We start from the raw sequence: 16,913 nt of genomic DNA, 5'->3' as shown, positions 1-16,913 counted from the left end.
GGATCAGACCTGTTCGACGATGATGCCGTCGATGGTGTCGGCCACGTCCTCGCACGCATCGAGCACGCGTTCCAGCAGCTCGATGATCTCGCGTTGAAGGGCGTGGCGGTGGGTGATGGGGGAGTCGAGCCCGCCGCTCTCGTCGCGCAGCCGGTGATTGGCCTCGCGCAGGAGCCGGTCGCCTTCGCTCTCGATCCGCGAGACCTCGGCGGTCATCGCGTGGAGTTGCTCGACGTGTTTGGGGATGTCGCGGAGCAGAGGGATGCCCGCGCTCAGCCGGGCGGTGCAGCGCACGATGGCATCGGCCTGGGCGTGCATTTCCGGTGTGTAGTCGGTGAAGCCCGCCTCCACGAGGTGACGCGCGGTCTCCTCGATGAGGTTGAGAACGTCGTCCATCCGCTTGCCGAGTTCCTGGATGTCCGAACGGTCGAAGGGCACGATGAAGGTGCGGTGGACGGCGAGCTGGATCTCCTTCTCGATGGCGTCGGCCTCGCTCTCGACCCGGCGGATGGTCTGGAACCGCTCCTCCAGGTCCTGGCCGCTGGCCATCATCGCCCGCAGCGCCTCGGCGCCCGTGGCGACGGTCCGGGCATGCTCGGCGAACAGGTCGAAAAACCGTTCTTCGCGCGGCATCAGGGCCCGGAACAAATTCAGCATGCGTGGTTCTCCAACTTACGCCGGCCTGCAGTGCTGGGGACCCGCACGGACGGGCGCGAGCCTCAGCGTCGCGGCTGGTGTAACATCCCCGGCGCCCGTGGGGAGTCACAAAAGTGTCATGCCGGGCCGGCTTGCGGCGAGATTTCACGGGGGTACCCGGCGGAAAGACCGGTGATTTGCCGCGGCGGGCCGCTTATCCTGCCGCCGACGGATCGGCAACGGGGTGGCGCGTGGCAGGGGAAACACGGAACGGCTCGGAAACACAGATCGGGCTGACGGCGGCCATTGTTTCGGTGGGCGTGTCCCCGGCGAACGGCGCCGAGCCGCGCGTGGTGACCGTGCGCAGCGGCTTCGAGATCCCCGAATCGCACCGTCGCGGCGACGAATTGCCGCCCCACCGCGACGCCCTGCCGGGCGCCCCCTTCGATCCCGAGCGCTTCCGCACGCTTCAGGACGGCCTGCGCGCGGTGGCGGAGGACGCGGCCGGGCTGACCCTGCGCTATGTGGAGCAGCTCTACAGCTTCGGCGACCGCTACCGCGACCCGCATGAGCTGTTCGGTGGCCCGCGCTCGTTGGTGGTCGGCTATCTGGCCTTGCTGCGCGAGGCGCCGCTGCGCATCGACGGTGCGGAGTGGCGTGGCCTGTACGAGTTCTTCCCCTGGGAGGACTGGCGCGAGTCGCCGCCGGCGCTGCTCGATTCGGTGATTCGGCCGGCGCTGGCCCGCTGGGTCGCCGCGGCGCCGGACGAGCCCGCCCGCGCCCGCCGCGGCGAGCGCGCCCGCATGGCCTTCGCCCTGGACGGCGGGGAGTGGGACTCCGAACGGGTGCTGGAGCGCTACGAGCTGCTCTACGAGGCCGGACTGGTGGTGGAGGCGTTCCGCGACCATGACCTGGCCCGCCGGGCGGGGGTGGAGGAGCGGACGGTGCGGCTGGAGATGCCCCGCGCGCTGGGCCGTCCGATGGCCCGCGATGGCCGCCGCATCCTGGCGACGGCGCTGGAGCGGCTGCGCGGCAAGCTGAAATACCGCCCCATCGTGTTCGAGCTGCTGCCCCCGACCTTCACTCTGCACCAGCTTCAGCAGGTGGTGGAGGCGCTGTCCGGCGAGCGGCTGCACAAGCAGAATTTCCGGCGCCTGATGATCTCTGGCGGGCTGGTGGAACCGACCGGCCAGTATGAGAGCCAGACCGGCGGCCGCCCCGCCGAACTCTACCGCTTCCGCCGCAGCGCCATCCTGGAGCGCACCAGCACGGGCGCCATCGCCGCCCCGGAGGATTGACCATCGCCGCACTGCGGGTATTCTGCCGCCAACAGCTAAAGAAGGGGAGCGAAACCGCATGACCGATTTCGACAGCACCTGCGACCTCTACGACCGGTTCGAGAAGACCGCCCGCGTCGCCGACCCCGTCTTCCGCGATTTCGGCGGGCGTCGCCGATTCAGCGGTGCCGCGGTGACCGTGAAGTGCTTCGAGGACAATTCCCGCGTCAAGGAGCTGCTGGGCACGCCGGGGCAGGGCAAGGTGCTGGTGGTGGACGGCGGCGGCGGCCTGCGGGCCGCCCTGATGGGTGACCTGATCGCCAAGGATGCGGTGAAGAACGGCTGGGAGGGCGTGGTCATCCACGGCTGCGTCCGCGACGCCGCGGTGCTCGCCACGCTGGATCTTGGCATCAAGGCGCTGGCGGCGATCCCGCGCAAGACCGTCCGCAACGGCGAGGGGCAGAAGGATCTGCCGGTGACGTTGGCCAGCATCCGCATCAACCCCGGCGATCTGGTCTTCGCCGACGCGGACGGCGTGCTGGTGCTGACCCCGGAGGAGTTCGGCGCGACCGCGTGAGTCCTGCGTTTGAAAGCCCTCCCCCGCTCAGCGGGGGAGGGTTGGGTGGGGGCACCAAGGACGGCGCCCCGTCACATCTCAGCCCGCAACCTTCTCCCACCCCATCTTCTGGTACCGGTATTCGAGGATCGTCGGGGCCGCGCAGGCGTAGCCGACCCAGACGCCCAGCGTCATCAGAACGCCGGTCGGCCACAGCAGGAGGGAGATGAGGATCAGCAGCGCGTGAATCCCGGCGTGCAGCCACTCGGCCTTTTTCGCGAAGTAGACGGGGCCGAGCAGAAAGGCCCAGAGGATCTCGCGGTTGGTCACCGCCTCCCGCTGGCCGTTCTCCGGATTCTCGAACACCATCCCGGACGGAGCCGCCGCCATCCCTGCCTCCCCTTGGTTGTTTTCCATTTTATTTGGGGAGGCAGTCTGGACGACGGCGGCCCGGCCTGTCGAGGCCGAAACGACCTTTTTCCGGATGGTGGAGCGGAGACACGTCCGGCGGACTCACGTCGGCTCGCTTGCGGTTCAGGGCTCCTTGTGCGGGGAAACGTTGGGCAGCAGCGCGGCGAACAGGCCGAGCAGGGGAACGACCGAGCAGGCCTGGAAGACGAAGCCGATGCCCTTCCAATCGGCCAGGACGCCGAGCCCGGCGGCGGCCATGCCCCCGATGCCGAAGGCCAGACCGAAGAACAGCCCGGACACCATGCCGACGCGGCCGGGCATCAGCTCCTGCGCGTAGACGATGATGGCCGGGAAGGCTGAGGCCAGGGCCAGCCCGATCACCGCGCTGAGCGCGACCGTCGCCGTCAGCCCGACATGGGGCAGCAGCAGCGTGAAGGGCAGGATGCCCAGGATCGAGATCCAGATGACCGTCTTGCGCCCGATCCGGTCGCCGACCGGCCCGCCGATGATCGTCCCCGCCGCCACCGCTGCCAGGAAGACGAACAGGCAGAGCTGCGCGGAGTCCGGCGCCAGGGCGAAGCGCTCCATCAGGAAGAAGGTGTAGTAGCTGGTGAGGCAGGCCAGATAGACGTATTTGGACAGGATCAGCACCATCAGCACCGCCAGCGCCCGGTTCACCTGCCCGCGGGTCAGGCCGGGGTGACGGACCGCGGCGCCGCGGCGAACCGGGCGGGCGTGGTCGCTGCGGGCGTACCAGCGCCCGATGCCGGTCAGCAGCGCCATGCCGCCCAGGGCGGCCAGGGCGAACCAGGACAGGCTCTCCTGCCCGCGCGGCAGGATGATGTAGGCGGCCAGCAGCGGCCCCAGCGCCGACCCGGCGTTGCCGCCCACCTGGAACAGCGACTGCGCCAGCCCATGCGCGCCGCCGGAGGCCAAACGGGCGATCCGCGACGCCTCGGGGTGGAAGACCGAGGAGCCGAAGCCCAGCAGGGTCGCCCCGATCAGCAGCGCCGCGTAGTTCGGCGCGAAGGCGAGCGTGACCAGCCCGACCAGCGACGCCCCCATGCCGATGGTCAGGGAGTAGGGCGCCGGCCGCCGGTCGGTGGCGAGCCCGATGATCGGCTGAAGCAGCGAGGCGGTGATCTGGTAGGTCAGGGTGAGCAGGCCGATCTGCGCGAAGCTGAGGTCGAATCCGCCCTTCAGGATCGGGTAGATCGCGGGCAGCAGGGACTGGATCAGGTCGTTCAGCAGATGGCAGACGCTGATCGTCCCCAGGACGGGCAGGGCCGTCCCCCCGGCCTTGGGCCGGGACAGGGTGGTGTCGGTCACGAAAGGAAGCCTTTTTTGGCGCTTGGCCGGTGGGCGGGCGGCGCGTTGCTTGGTGTGGAGCAACAGCCTATGGTGAGCCATGGCGGCCTGCCACCGCGGTCAGGCCGATTTCTTACGAGACTGGGCCATGGTCCGGAACCTGCGCATCGACACGGTCGAGGAGTCGCCCCGCCCGCTGATCGCCCTGGGGCAGGATCACGCGGACGGCACCGTGCTGGCCGCCCACACGCACCGGCGCGGGCAGTTGCTGTCCGGGGCGACGGGGACGCTGCTGCTGTCCACCGCCCAGGGGCGCTGGGTGATGCCGCCCCATTGCGGGCTGTGGATTCCGCCGGGCGTCCCGCACGAGGTCCGCATGATCGGGATGGTCATGACGCGGAGCCTCTATCTGGCCCCCGCGCTGGCCGACACCATGCCGGGCCGCTGCGAGGTGGTGGCGCTGTCGCCCTTCTTCCGCAGCCTGATCGGGCGGGCGATCGACGTGCCGGTGGATTACGACCCGGAGAGCCACGACGGCGCGGTGATGGCGCTGCTTCTGCACGAGATGCGGCGGCTTCCGGTGGAGCCGCTGTCGCTGCCCTTTCCCGCCCACGCCGCCCTGGCGGAGCGCTGCCGGCGGTTTCTCCAGGAGCCGACGATCCAGGCGACGATCGAGGCGTGGAGCGACGGGCTGGGCATGAGCCGCCGCAACTTCACGCGGCTGTTTCGGCGCGAGACGGGCCTGAGCTTCGTCGAATGGCGCCAGCAGGCCTGTCTGGTGTCCGCCCTGCCGCGGCTGGTCGCCGGGGTGCCGGTGACGACGGTGGCGCTCGACCTCGGCTACGACAACCCGGCGGCCTTCACGACGATGTTCAAGCGGACGCTGGGGGCGTCACCACGTGCCTACTTGGCGAAGGCCGGTGATCATGGCCCGGAGCGTTCGGTCTGAGGCTCTCTGTGTTTCTGCGATTCAAATCTCGGTGCCAAAGATGAAAAGCCCCGCCGGAGCGATCCCGGCGGGGCTTTTCATTAGCGCAGAAATTCTCGTGCTTGGCCCCCCTCCCGACCTCCCCCCGCTTACGCGAGGGGAGGGGAAGAAGTGCAGGCGGATCAGGCGGCGACCGTGTCGGCCACGTCCTGGAACTCCTTGATCTGGTCGAAGTTCATGTAGCGGTAGATGTCGCCGGCTTTCTGGTTGATGACGCTCACCTGCTCCAGATACTCGGCCGGGGTCGGCAGCTTGCCCAGCAGGGCGGCGACGGCCGACAGCTCGGCGGAGCCGAGATAGACGCGGGTGTCGATGCCCAGGCGGTTCGGGAAGTTGCGGGTCGAGGTCGAGATGGCCGTCGAGCCCTTGCGGATCTGTGCCTGGTTGCCCATGCAGAGCGAACAGCCGGGCATCTCCATGCGGGCACCCGACTTGCCGAGAACGCCGTAATAGCCTTCCTCGGTCAGGATCTGGGCGTCCATCTTGGTCGGCGGCGCGATCCACAGGCGGGTCGGGATGTCGGTCTTCCCGTCCAGGATCTTACCGGCGGCGCGGAAGTGGCCGATGTTGGTCATGCAGGAGCCGATGAAGACCTCGTCGATCTTGTCGCCGGCAACCTCCGACAGCAGCTTCACGTCGTCCGGGTCGTTCGGGCAGGCGACGATCGGCTCCTTGATGTCGGCCAGATCGATCTCGATCACCGCGGCGTACTCGGCGTCGGCGTCCGGCTCGAGCAGCGACGGGTTGGCGATCCAGTCCTCCATCGCCTTGATGCGGCGGCCGAGCGTCCGGGCGTCCTCGTACCCGTTGGCGATCATCCACTTCATCAGGGTGATGTTGGAGCGCATGTACTCGATGATCGGCTCCTTGTTGAGCCGGACGGTGCAGGCGGCGGCGGACCGCTCGGCCGAGGCGTCGGACAGCTCGAACGCCTGCTCCACCTTCAGCTCGGGCAGACCCTCGATCTCCAGGATGCGGCCGGAGAAGATGTTCTTCTTGCCCTTCTTCTCCACCGTCAGCAGACCCTGGCGGATGGCGTAGAGCGGGATCGCGTTGACGAGGTCACGCAGCGTGACGCCCGGCTGCAGCGTGCCCTTGAAGCGGACCAGCACCGATTCCGGCATGTCCAGCGGCATGACGCCGGTGGCCGCGGCGAAGGCGACGAGGCCCGAGCCGGCGGGGAAGCTGATGCCGATGGGGAAGCGGGTGTGGCTGTCGCCGCCGGTGCCGACGGTGTCGGGCATCAGCAGGCGGTTCAGCCAGGAGTGGATCACGCCGTCGCCCGGACGCAGCGCGACGCCGCCGCGGGTCGAGATGAAGGTCGGCAGCTCGCGGTGGGTCTTGACGTCCACCAGCTTCGGATAGGCCGCGGTGTGGCAGAAGGACTGCATGACCAGATCGGCGGAGAAGCCGAGGCAGGCCAGATCCTTCAGCTCGTCGCGGGTCATCGGGCCGGTGGTGTCCTGCGAGCCGACCGTGGTCATCTTCGGCTCGCAATAGGTGCCCGGACGCACGCCCTGGCCCTCGGCCAAGCCGACCGCGCGGCCGACCATCTTCTGGGCGAGCGTGAAGCCCTTGCCGCTGTCGACCGGGGAGGACGGCAGGCGGAACAGGGTCGACGGGGCGAGGCCCAGCGCCTCACGGGCGCGGGCGGTCAGGCCGCGGCCGATGATCAGCGGGATGCGGCCGCCGGCGCGCACCTCGTCGAAGATCACGTCGGACTTGACGGTGAACTCGGCGATCACCGCGCCATTCTTCAGCGCCTTGCCCTCGTAGGGGCGCAGCTCGACCGTGTCGCCCGTCTCCATCTGCGAGACGTCGAGTTCGATCGGCAGGGCGCCGGCGTCTTCCATCGTGTTGTAGAAGATCGGGGCGATCTTGGAGCCCAGACAGACGCCGCCGAAACGCTTGTTCGGGACGTAGGGGATGTCTTCGCCCGTCCACCACAGCACCGAGTTGGTGGCCGACTTGCGCGAGGAGCCGGTGCCGACCACGTCGCCGACATAGGCGACGAGGTTGCCCCGGGCCTTCAGATCCTCAAGCTGCTTGATCGGGCCGCGGACGCCGGCTTCCTCCGGCACGATGCCGGGGCGCGGGTTCTTCAGCATGGCCAGGGCGTGCAGCGGGATGTCCGGGCGCGACCAGGCGTCCGGGGCCGGAGACAGGTCGTCGGTGTTGGTCTCGCCCGACACCTTGAAGATGGTCAGCGTCAGGCTGGCCGGGACCTCGGGGCGCGAGGTGAACCACTCCGCGTCGGCCCAGGACTGGATCACCGCCTTGGCGTTGGCGTTGCCCTTGTCGGCCAGTTCCTTGACGTCGTGGAAGTAGTCGAACATCAGCAGCGTGGTCTTCAGACCGGCGGCGGCGGCCTCGCCGCACTCGGCGTCGCCCAGCAGGTCGATCAGCGGCTTGATGTTGAAGCCGCCGAGCATCGTGCCCAGCAGCTCCGTCGCCTTGACCTTGGAGATCAGCGGCGAGGTCTCGTTGCCCTTGGCGAGCGAGGCCAGGAAGGCGGCCTTGACCTTGGCGGCGTCGTCGACGCCCGCCGGGACGCGGTGCGTGATGAGATCGACCAGGAAGGCTTCCTCGCCCTTCGGCGGGTTCAGGAGAAGGTCGACCAGCTCCTCGGTCTGCTTGGCCGAAAGCGGCAGGGCGGGAATTCCGAGCGCGGCACGCTCAGCGACATGCTGGCGGTAAGCTTCAAGCACGGTGCGGTCCTCTCATCCAAGGTTGCTCAACAGTCGTCCGATTCCCCGACCCGGGGGGCGCGCTCGCGGACCCGGCTTTTTTGCCCTTGCGGCGTCTTGCCACGCCGCTGGTCCTACCATTCCGGAAGGAACCTTCCGCGGAACGGAGATGTCTTACGTCGCCGCCTTGGGAGTCGTCAAGTCAACGCTCCGCCTGCGACACGTTTTCAGGCGCCGGTCATAGAAGTGGTATTACAACTTGCTCCCGCTGGCCCTGTGGAGGGGTGGTGATTTCCTGAATTTCTCATGGTTTTTGCAATGAACGCCCCGGTGGGGTTTCTGCGCAGGCCGCCGCATCACCATGGCTAACCCGCCGGGGAAGAGGTTGATGGCGAACAATTGGGCATGTAGGGTGTTCTGGCCGGCATCCACGGCACCGCGCAGGCTCCATGCCCTCAGGCTCCATACCCCTTCGACACCGGATCACCGCCCGGTTCCTCAGCGTTCTTCTGGCGCTGGCGCCGCTCCAGCCGCTGCCCGCCGCCGCTCCCGCGGCGGTGCCCGCCGGGCTGGTCGCGGCCACCGGCGCGCTGCTCTGGCCGCAGGAGGTCGAGGCGCGGGCCGGCGGAGGCCGAAGCTCCAGCGGGGGATACAGCCGCCCGGCCGTGCGCACCCCGTCCTTCTCCACCCGCTCCGCTCCCTCGCGCACGCCGTCCACCGGCAGCGGCGGCTACAGCCGTCCTCAGAGCGGGCCGTCCTATGGCTTGCCCGGCGGGTCGCCGTCCGGCGGCGGCGATCTGGGCGTGTCGCGGCGGTCGAGCGGCGAGGCGCTGGACCGCTACCGGGCGCAGCAGCAGCAACAGCAACAGCGGGAACGCACCCCGCCGGTCGCCGCGCCGCCTCCCCGTTCCGGGTCCGGGTCCGCTTCCGGGTCCGGCTGGGGCGGAGGGGGATGGCAGGGCGGCGGCTGGGGGTCGGGTTCCGGTGCGGGCTGGGGGCAGCGGCGCACCGGCGGCTATGGGCCGGGCGGCTGGTACGGCGGCTGGCGTGCGCCGGGCTGGGCCTCCGGCGGCCGTTCCAGCTTCGGGCTGTGGAACGGGCTGTTCCTGTGGTTCCTGCTCGACAACCTGTCGCGCCCCGGCTACGCCGACTGGTTCCACAACCACCAGGGCGACCCCGGCTACGCGGAATGGCGCGCGGAGGCGGAGCGGCGCGCGCAGGACGACCCCGACCTGCGCCGCCGCCTGGACGATCTCGACACCCGCCTGCGTGCGCAGGAGGACCGGCCGCGCGATCCCAACTACCTGCCGCCCGATATCCCCCGCGACGTCGCGCAGGCCGCACCGGAGACGCCGTCCGCCCCGGAGGGGTCCTCCGGGGGCGGCGGAGGTGGTTTGGGAACCCTGCTTCTTCTGATTGTGCTCGTCGGGGGGATGGTGGCGGCGGTGACCCTCCTGCGCCGCCGCTCGTCGGGCTCCCGACCCGGAGGTTCCGCCATGACCCGTTCGCCCTGGGGCGCCGCCGCCAGCACCGCTGCCGGCATCGTGAAGGCCAAGGCCACCGGCGCGACCTACGAACCGTCGCTGTTCCGTGTGGGCATGACGCTGACGCCCGATCCCACACCCTTCCTGCTGGGCGGCGGCGCGATCAAGGCCACCGCGCCGGAGGGCGCCGGCTCGATGGTCAGCGTCGAGGCCGTCGGCACGCTGACGGGCGGCGGCGTGACGCTGCACCGGCTGTATCTTCCGGGCGGAAGCGGCTTCTACCAGCTTCATCTCGGAGCGGGGGGGGCGCCGGACGAATGCCGCTGGTTCTCCATGCTGGACGAGGTGCACCCCACCGACAACGACGAATGGGGCTTCTGGCTGGACCCCGCCGACGGGATGATCGGCTACCCGCAGTTCCAGACCAAGGACGGCAAGCTGTACGGGCGGCAGTGGTCGCCCGGCGCGTCCCGCATCGCCCCCGTCACCTTCGACGAGACGCTGACCGACCACCGCGGCAGCCGCACCCGCCGCGTGACCGCCATGCTCTACGCGGCCCCCACGGGCGCCGCGGACCCCGCGCCCCGCACCGAATATGTGCTGGTCGCGGCGGTGGAGGACGGCGGCGAGGCGTGGGTGGAGGTCCGCGCCGGCATCGACGTCAACCCCGCCTCGCTCTCCCTCTCCTGAGTTTCCTTATCCGATCCCGCCAGCCCCTACGGAAGACACCATGGACACCAGCGTCGCGCAAATCCTGCAGGGCCTCGAATCCGGCCTGCCGCTGCTGCTTCTGCATTTCGGAGCGACCCTGGCTCTGTTCCTGATCGGGGTGGCCGTTTACGTCGCGGTCACGCCGCTGCACGAGCGCGAGCTGCTGGCGAGCGGCAATCAGGCCGCCGGCGTGGTGCTGGGCGGCACGATGGTGGCGCTGGCGATCCCGCTGGCGGCAACGCTGGCGACCAGCCTCGTCCTGGCGGACATCCTGATCTGGGGAGCCGTTGCGCTGGTGCTGCAATTGATTACCTTCCTGATCGCCATTTGGCTGTTCCGCGACCTGCGCACGATGATCGAATCCGGCAACGTCGCGGCGGGCACGGCGCTGGCCGGACTCCAGATCGCCGTCGCGCTGCTGAACGCCGGAGCCATGGCAGGCTGAATATCCGCTGAAAACAGACCCGCCCAAACTGAGAGGAACCGCAACCATGATCTCGTTCATCCGCAACCTCGTCGGGGTGAAGACCGATCAGGCCGTCCAGTCGGCGGTGGAAGCCCTGGTGCGCTGGGACCCCAAGGCTGCGACGGAGGCCGAGCTGCGCACGATGGAAGAGCATCTGGACAGCCTCGGCCTTCAGGTCGCGCAGGCCCGCGCCGCCTATGAGAAGGAGCAGAAGGAGGCCGACGCCATCCTTCAACTCTCCCGCCAGCGCATGGCCGCCGCCGAGCATCTGCAACGCCAGTTGGAGGCTGAAGCCGACGCCGGCCGCAAGGCCCAGCTCGAAAAGAGCCTGGAGACGCTGGTGGGGATGCTTGAGCAGATGGCTCCGGACATCGACCGGGAGGAGCAGGACGCCGTGGACGCGCGCGAGTTCCTGACCATGCTGGAAACGACCTACGCCGAGGCCGGCGGCAAGCTGAAGGCCGCCCGCAGCGCGTTGCAGCGGGCCGAACGGGACATGGGCCGCGCCGCCCAGCAGCGCGACATGGCCGAGCAGCGGGCGGAGGCGGCCCGGCAGGCGGCGGGGCTGAGCGGCGCCACCTCCAGCCTCGGCACGGCGTTGAAGGCGATGCAGGACGCGGCGGCCCGCGATCTTGCCCAGGCGGAAGCGTCCAGCGCCAAAGCCCGCCTGCTGAAGCCGTCCAAGCCGGAAGAGGACGATCCCAACATCAAGGCGGCGCTCGATGCCGCCACCGGAGCGAAGCCGGCGCCCAGCAGCCTGTCCGACCGTCTGGCCTCGCTGAAAAGCCGACATTGAGCGGCGTGATGAATAGGCTCATCCTATCGTTGAGATAGGATAAGCCATATCGATCCTATTGAATTTCTCCGCCATGATGCGAGCAGTAAAAAATCTGCTCGCTGGAGGAAGCCATGCGTCGGTCTATGGCGGAGCTGTTGAACGAACTGGAACGGCACGGCGTCCGGTTGCTGCCGGGCGGACGCCTGCAAGTGCCGGGCAACGTTCCGGCGCCGCTGCTGATGCGCGCGCACCGCAACCGCCGCGCCCTCAGCGCCGCCTTGACGCCGCCGCGCGGTTGACGGCGCACTTGACCCCAAACCGCGGAGCGTTGTTCCTGCGCGGACGGCGCCCCACGTCAATGCAACGCCCCCGATGTTCCGGGCGATCCCGTGCCCTACCAGGAGACCCTGTGTGACGATCCAACTGACCACCCTCGCCAACGGATTCCGCGTGCTGACGGACCACCTGCCGCATCTCGGCACGGTGACCAGCGGCGTCTGGGTCGGCGTCGGGGCGCGCAACGAACGGCCGGCGGTGAACGGCATCGCCCATTTCCTGGAGCACATGATCTTCAAGGGAACGGAAAGCCGCGACGCGCTGGGCATCGCGCTGGAGATCGAGAACCGCGGCGGCGAGTTCAACGCCTACACGGACTACGACGTCACCGCCTATTACACGCAGATGGCGGCCAAGCACGTCGACGTCTCCTGCGAGATCATCGGCGACATCGTCCTCAACTCCGTCTTCCCGGAAGAGGAGGTGGAGAAGGAGCGTGGCGTGGTCATCCAGGAGATCGGCCGCTACGCCGACGAGCCGGAGGACGTGGTCTACGAGGCGCTGCGCCGCACCGCCTTCGACGGGCAGGCGCTCGGCCGCCCGATCCTCGGCCCGAAGGAGAACGTCGCGGGCTTCGGGCGGGACCATCTGTTCGACTATGTGTCCCATTACGACCCGCGCCGCATGGTCTATGTGGTGTCCGGCAACGTCGATCACGGCACCGTGGTGCGCCGGGCGGAATCGCTGTTCGGCCATCTGACCGCCAAGGACGATCCCTTCCACGAGACGGTCGTCAACAAGGGCGGTGCGGCGCTGCTCAAGCGCGACGCCGAGCAGGTGCATTTCATGGCGGCCTTCCCCGGCGTCGGCACCGAGGATTCGGCGAGCTACGCGCTGCGCCACCTCGCCAACATCCTGGGGGGCGGCATGACCTCGCGCCTGTTCCAGGAGATCCGCGAGAAGCGCGGGCTCGTCTATTCGGTCTACGCGGCCCCCATCCAGTATGCGGACGGCGGTGCGCTCAGCTTCTACGCCGGCACCGGGCCGGAGGAGGTGGCGGAACTGGTGCCGGTCTTCTTCGAGGAGCTGCGCAAGGCCCGCGACGGCGTGACCGCGGTGGAGCTGGAACGGTCGAAGGAGCAGATGCGCTTCTCGGTCGGCAAGTCGCTGGAATCGACGATGCGCCGCGCCGACCGCTTCGCCCGCACCCTGCTGCGCACCGGCGAGGTGCGGACCATCGAGCAGATCTTCGAGCGCATCGACGCCGTGACGCCGGAGGCTGTAGCGGCGGCGGCCAACCGTGTGTTCGCCGGCCCGATGGCGGTGTCGGCGGTCGGCAAGCTGGACCATCTGCCGTCCTACGAGGACATGCAGGGGATGCTGAAGGCGGCGTGAGGGTGTGGTGTAGCTGCGTCTTGCCCCCTCCCTAACCCTCCCCCGCTAACGCAGGGGAGGGGACCAATCTCCCTCCCCTGCGAAGCGGGGGAGGGCCGGGGTGGGGGCAAGACGTCGCCCTACCAGACCACCGCCGGCAGCGCCGCGACCTTCAGCGGCCCCAGGAACAGCCCGCGGTTCTGCACGGTGACCGGAGCAGTCAGGACCGGCTCGCCGTTCGGCCCGGAGGGACGGGCCAGCAGTCCCAGCATGGTGCGGGCCATCGCCAGTTCCTTGGGCCGGAACATCCCCTGGAGCGCGTCCAACACCGCCTGATACCCGCGCACCTCCGCGGTCAGCGCGGCCTGCGGCTGCAAGGCGGCATCCAGCGCCAGCGTGCCGTTCATCGCGAGCTTCAGCGGTCCCCAATCCACATTCAATCCGTCGAGCTGGAGCGTGCCGCCATCGCGGCTCCAGGCCGACAGGCTGACCGGTTCCGGCTTCGGCGGCTGGCCGAGGATGCGCGCGGTCAGCAGGAGCCGCTGCACCTCGCGGCCCAGCGAATCCGGCGCGCCGTCGGGCAGGGTGGCGCCGCGCGCGTCCAGCGTGACCGACAGGCCGGTGTCGCTGTGGCTGGCCGGCGGCGCGGCCGGCTGGCTGGCGGTCAGGTCCAGGGCGGCAATGGGAACGGGCAAGGCTTCGGGCTGCGCCACGAGGTTGGTGAAGGCCAGTTGCGCCTCGACCGGCTGGCCGGTCAGGGTGAGGCCGACATGCCCCCGGCCGCCGTCGCGGGCGACCAGCGTGAAGGGCGGCTGGTTCGCCTGCACCACCGTTACCCTCTGCTCGCCGGGCAGCGACAGGGCGATGCGCGTGTGGTTCCAGGGCGGCGCTTCCGCCACCAGACGGGCGCCCCGCCATTCCGCATCGCGGGTGGCGAGGTGCGGTGCCTCCAGCGCGGCACGGATGGTGAAAGGATAGCCGCCGACGCTCAGCCCACCATGGGCCACCACGGCGCCCGCCGCCCGCTGCTCGTCCATCCAGGCGAGCACCCCGCGCTCCACCGCCGAGGCGGCCTGCCACCACCACACCGAATAGGCGCCGGCCAGCAGGGCCAGGGCGAGAACGGCGAAGCCCAAGATCTTCCGAACGCGCATCTGTGGCATTTCCGTTTTGTGGCACCCACCTTATAGCGGGCGGCCAGGGGCCGTGCTAGCATTCACCGTGTCGCCGCCAGTCGGCGCACGCTGCATTACTTAAGGGTCATGCTGCTCGATACGCAATCGCCTGTTGCCGAGCTTCCGGTCACCGCACCGACGCAGCGTCCGGCACCATCCGCCTCTTCCTGGTCCGCCGACATCGTCGTGACGCCCGGCGCCGACCTCTGGGTCTTCGCCTACGGCTCGCTGATGTGGAACCCGGAATTCCCCTTTCTGGAACGCCATCCGGCGGTGTTGGGCGGCTATCACCGCCGTTTCTGCGTGTCCTCCCACCGTTACCGCGGCACGCCCGAGCGGCCCGGTCTGGTGCTCGGGCTGGACCGCGGCGGCTCCTGCCGGGGCATCGTCTTCCGGGTGGCGGCGGAGCGGGTGCCGGAGACTCTGGACTATCTGTGGGACCGGGAGATGCTGAACCGCGTCTACCGGCCGAAGCTGCTGCCGGTGCGCCCGCGCGACGGCGGGGCGCCGGTCACCGCCTGCACCTTCGTGGTGGACCGTCGCCACCGGCAATATTGCGGCTGCATGGACGAGACCGCGATGGCCGAGCGCATCGCCTGCTGCCGCGGCGAGCGCGGCCCGAACCTGGACTATCTCGCCAACACGGTCGCGCATCTGGAGGCCATCGGCATCCACGACCGCGGGCTGTGCAGCCTGCTGACCGCGGTGCGCACGCGGATGGGGTGATGCGGGTGGGGGCAAGTGCTGGCGCGGCGCAGCCCAAGCCTTATATTGCTGGGCCATGCGCATCCTCCTCGCCCTTCTGGGCATCCTCGCCGCCGCGCCCGGCTGGGCCGCCGGCCTGCACCATGACCTGACCGTCACGCTGGACCCCGCCGCGCGGCGGCTTGAGGTCGAGGACCGGCTGCGTTTGCCCGCCGGGACGCACCGGCTGCTGCTGGCGCCGGGGTTGACGGTGGGGGAAGCGCGGCTCGACGGCCAGCCGGTCGCGGTGCGCGGCAACGCCCTGCCGGTCACCGTGCCGGAGGGCGGCGGCGAGCTTCGCCTGCGCTACGCGGGGACGCTGCCGCCCCTGACGCCGGAGTCGCGCGGCGGCGGCGGGGGGGCGGAGGGCGCCTATCTGCCCGCCGGCACCGGCTGGATTCCAACCCCCGAGAATGCGGAGTCCCCGCCCTCCTGGCGCCTGTCGGTCCGGGGGCCGGCGCCCTTCGTGGCGGTGGCGACGGGCCGTCTGGTCGAGGAGACTCGCGACGGCGTGGGCTACGCTGCGACCTTCGCCGAGGATCGCAGCGTCGAGGAGCCGTCGCTCTTTGCCGGGGCGTGGCAGGTGACGGAGCGGGTGCACAATGATGTGCGCCTGCGCACCTACTTCCATCCGGAGCAGGCCCCGCTGGTCGAGGAGTATCTGGACCTCAGCGCCCGGACCATCGATGCGCAGGCGGCGCGGATCGGCGCCTATCCCTTCGCCGGCTTCGCTATCCTGTCGGCGCCGCTGCCGGTCGGTCTGGGCTTTCCCGGCCTGACCTACATTGGGCGTCAGGTGATGCCACTGCCGTTCATCCGCGCCCAGTCGCTGCCCCATGAGATCCTGCACAACTGGTGGGGCAACGGGGTGCGCGTCGGCGACGGCGACGTCTGGCCCGGCAACTGGTCGGAGGGGCTGACCACCTTCATGGCCGACTATGCGGCGGCGGAGGTGCGCGGGGAGGACGCGGCGCGGGCCATGCGGCTGGACTGGCTGCGCGACTACGCCGCCCTTCCGGCGGAGCGCGATTCCGCCCTGACCGATTTCCGCGCCAAGGTCCACGACGCCGCCCAGATCGTCGGCTACGGCAAGGCGGCGATGCTGTTCCACATGCTGCGCGCCGAAATCGGGGAGGAGGCCTTCGACGCGGGCATCCGCCGCTTCTGGGAGGAGAAGCGATTCCAGGACGCGGGGTGGGACGACCTGCGCCGCGCCTTCGCGGCGTCGTCGGGGCGGGACCTTGGGCCGTTCTTCAAACAATGGCTGACCCGCGTAGGGGCGCCGACGCTGGAACTGGCGGGAGCGAAGGGGGATGGCGACGGTGTGGCGCTGACTGTGCGCCAGGGCGAGCCGGCCTATGGCCTGACCGTGCCGGTGGAGGTGCAGACCGCGGCGGGGATGGAACGCCACGCCATCCGCCTCGACGGGCGAGAAACGACGGTGACGATCCGGACCGCCGCCGCGCCGCGGGCGCTGGCGGTCGATCCCGGCTTCGGCCTGTTCCGCCGTCTGGCGCCGGGGGAAGCGCCGCCGACCCTGCGCGACGTGACGCTGGACCACGCGGCCACCACGGTCATCGCCACCGCTGACGGCCCGGCCGCCGAATCCGCGCGCGCGCTGGCCGAGCGGCTGGCCGATGGCAAACCGCGCATTGCCGCCGCTGAGCGTTCCGATCCCGCCGCTCCGCTCGCCGTGATCGGGACGGCAGGGGAGGTCGAGCGGCTGCTGGCCCGGCTCGGCCTGCCGCCGCTGCCGGACAGCCTGAAGGGGCGCGGCACGGCGCGGGTGTGGACCGCAAGAACGCCGCAGGGCCGCCCGCTGCTGGCGGTGGCCGCGGACGACGCGGCGGCGCTCCAGGCGCTGCTGCGCCCATTGCCCCATTACGGGCGGCAGAGCTGGCTGGTCTTCGAAGGCGCCCGCGCCGTGGACCGTGGCGTCTGGCCCGCCGGCGACAGTCCCCTGCGTGTGTCTTTCGAGTAGTTCCGCCCGCCCGTCCTCTGTCCATGGAGCATACCCCGCCTTTGCCTGTTGTAGGGGAAAC

15 protein-coding genes are annotated in these 16,913 nt (G+C 69.9%); 10 read left to right on the top strand and 5 right to left on the bottom strand.

What is annotated here, in order from left to right; genetic code table 11:
* Positions 1-3 precede the first annotated feature (3 nt).
* Entirely contained in the window at positions 4-657 is a 654-nt protein-coding gene (locus tag AMK58_RS19870) for a DUF47 domain-containing protein (RefSeq protein ID WP_014197657.1), read from the bottom strand.
* A 230-nt stretch (positions 658-887) separates the two neighbouring features.
* On the opposite strand from AMK58_RS19870, the gene AMK58_RS19865 reads away from it, so the two are divergent.
* The gene (locus AMK58_RS19865; RefSeq protein WP_059399329.1) at positions 888-1,934 is read left to right on the top strand and encodes an NUDIX hydrolase; all 1,047 of its coding nucleotides are present in this window, start codon (positions 888-890) and stop codon (positions 1,932-1,934) included.
* Positions 1,935-1,992: 58 nt separating this feature from the next.
* Positions 1,993-2,490, top strand: a complete 498-nt coding sequence (gene rraA, locus AMK58_RS19860) for a ribonuclease E activity regulator RraA (protein ID WP_035677316.1) — start codon at positions 1,993-1,995, stop codon at positions 2,488-2,490.
* A gap of 78 nt (positions 2,491-2,568) precedes the next feature.
* Here the strand turns inward: rraA and AMK58_RS19855 are convergent, their stop codons facing one another.
* A complete protein-coding gene (locus AMK58_RS19855; RefSeq protein WP_035677313.1) occupies positions 2,569-2,859 on the bottom strand; it encodes a hypothetical protein in 291 nt (96 codons plus the stop codon).
* Between the two features lie 144 nt (positions 2,860-3,003).
* Positions 3,004-4,209, bottom strand: coding sequence for an MFS transporter (locus tag AMK58_RS19850; RefSeq protein ID WP_059399328.1), 1,206 nt, complete (start codon positions 4,207-4,209; stop codon positions 3,004-3,006).
* Between the two features lie 127 nt (positions 4,210-4,336).
* Between AMK58_RS19850 and AMK58_RS19845 the strand changes: the two genes are divergently transcribed.
* Positions 4,337-5,137 carry an AraC family transcriptional regulator gene (locus tag AMK58_RS19845; RefSeq protein WP_051140493.1) on the top strand — a complete coding sequence of 267 codons (801 nt, stop codon included), beginning with the start codon at positions 4,337-4,339 and terminating at the stop codon, positions 5,135-5,137.
* Between the two features lie 161 nt (positions 5,138-5,298).
* Here AMK58_RS19845 and acnB read toward each other — a convergent pair whose 3' ends face one another.
* Positions 5,299-7,884 (bottom strand): bifunctional aconitate hydratase 2/2-methylisocitrate dehydratase, encoded by a 2,586-nt coding sequence (acnB, locus tag AMK58_RS19840; protein ID WP_035677310.1) that lies wholly within the window; start codon positions 7,882-7,884, stop codon positions 5,299-5,301.
* A gap of 428 nt (positions 7,885-8,312) precedes the next feature.
* On the opposite strand from acnB, the gene AMK58_RS19835 reads away from it, so the two are divergent.
* From AMK58_RS19835 to AMK58_RS19820, 5 genes are all read left to right on the top strand, one after another.
* The gene (locus AMK58_RS19835; RefSeq protein WP_059399327.1) at positions 8,313-10,037 is read left to right on the top strand and encodes a DUF2491 family protein; all 1,725 of its coding nucleotides are present in this window, start codon (positions 8,313-8,315) and stop codon (positions 10,035-10,037) included.
* 40 nt (positions 10,038-10,077) lie between these two features.
* Positions 10,078-10,503, top strand: a complete 426-nt coding sequence (locus AMK58_RS19830) for a DUF350 domain-containing protein (protein WP_014197642.1) — start codon at positions 10,078-10,080, stop codon at positions 10,501-10,503.
* Positions 10,504-10,549: 46 nt separating this feature from the next.
* Entirely contained in the window at positions 10,550-11,320 is a 771-nt protein-coding gene (locus AMK58_RS19825; protein WP_035677296.1) for a hypothetical protein, read from the top strand.
* Between the two features lie 113 nt (positions 11,321-11,433).
* Positions 11,434-11,601 carry a hypothetical protein gene (locus tag AMK58_RS30940; RefSeq protein ID WP_167555921.1) on the top strand — a complete coding sequence of 56 codons (168 nt, stop codon included), beginning with the start codon at positions 11,434-11,436 and terminating at the stop codon, positions 11,599-11,601.
* Between the two features lie 112 nt (positions 11,602-11,713).
* Positions 11,714-12,973 (top strand): M16 family metallopeptidase, encoded by a 1,260-nt coding sequence (locus AMK58_RS19820; protein WP_035677292.1) that lies wholly within the window; start codon positions 11,714-11,716, stop codon positions 12,971-12,973.
* Between the two features lie 119 nt (positions 12,974-13,092).
* On the opposite strand, the gene AMK58_RS19815 is transcribed toward AMK58_RS19820, so the two are convergent.
* Positions 13,093-14,106 carry a DUF2125 domain-containing protein gene (locus AMK58_RS19815; protein ID WP_035677290.1) on the bottom strand — a complete coding sequence of 338 codons (1,014 nt, stop codon included), beginning with the start codon at positions 14,104-14,106 and terminating at the stop codon, positions 13,093-13,095.
* A 108-nt stretch (positions 14,107-14,214) separates the two neighbouring features.
* Here AMK58_RS19815 and AMK58_RS19810 point away from each other — a divergent pair, with 108 nt between their 5' ends.
* Together AMK58_RS19810 and AMK58_RS19805 are read left to right on the top strand one after the other, a co-directional pair.
* Positions 14,215-14,853, top strand: a complete 639-nt coding sequence (locus AMK58_RS19810; protein ID WP_051140492.1) for a gamma-glutamylcyclotransferase — start codon at positions 14,215-14,217, stop codon at positions 14,851-14,853.
* A gap of 55 nt (positions 14,854-14,908) precedes the next feature.
* Entirely contained in the window at positions 14,909-16,852 is a 1,944-nt protein-coding gene (locus AMK58_RS19805; RefSeq protein ID WP_059399326.1) for a M1 family metallopeptidase, read from the top strand.
* The last annotated feature ends 61 nt before the right edge of the window (positions 16,853-16,913 follow it).

It is taken from the genome of Azospirillum brasilense (assembly GCF_001315015.1).
Lineage (GTDB): Bacteria > Pseudomonadota > Alphaproteobacteria > Azospirillales > Azospirillaceae > Azospirillum > Azospirillum brasilense.
The sequence above is the reverse complement of the archived record's forward strand: the minus strand, read 5'-3'. Positions and strand labels throughout refer to the sequence as shown.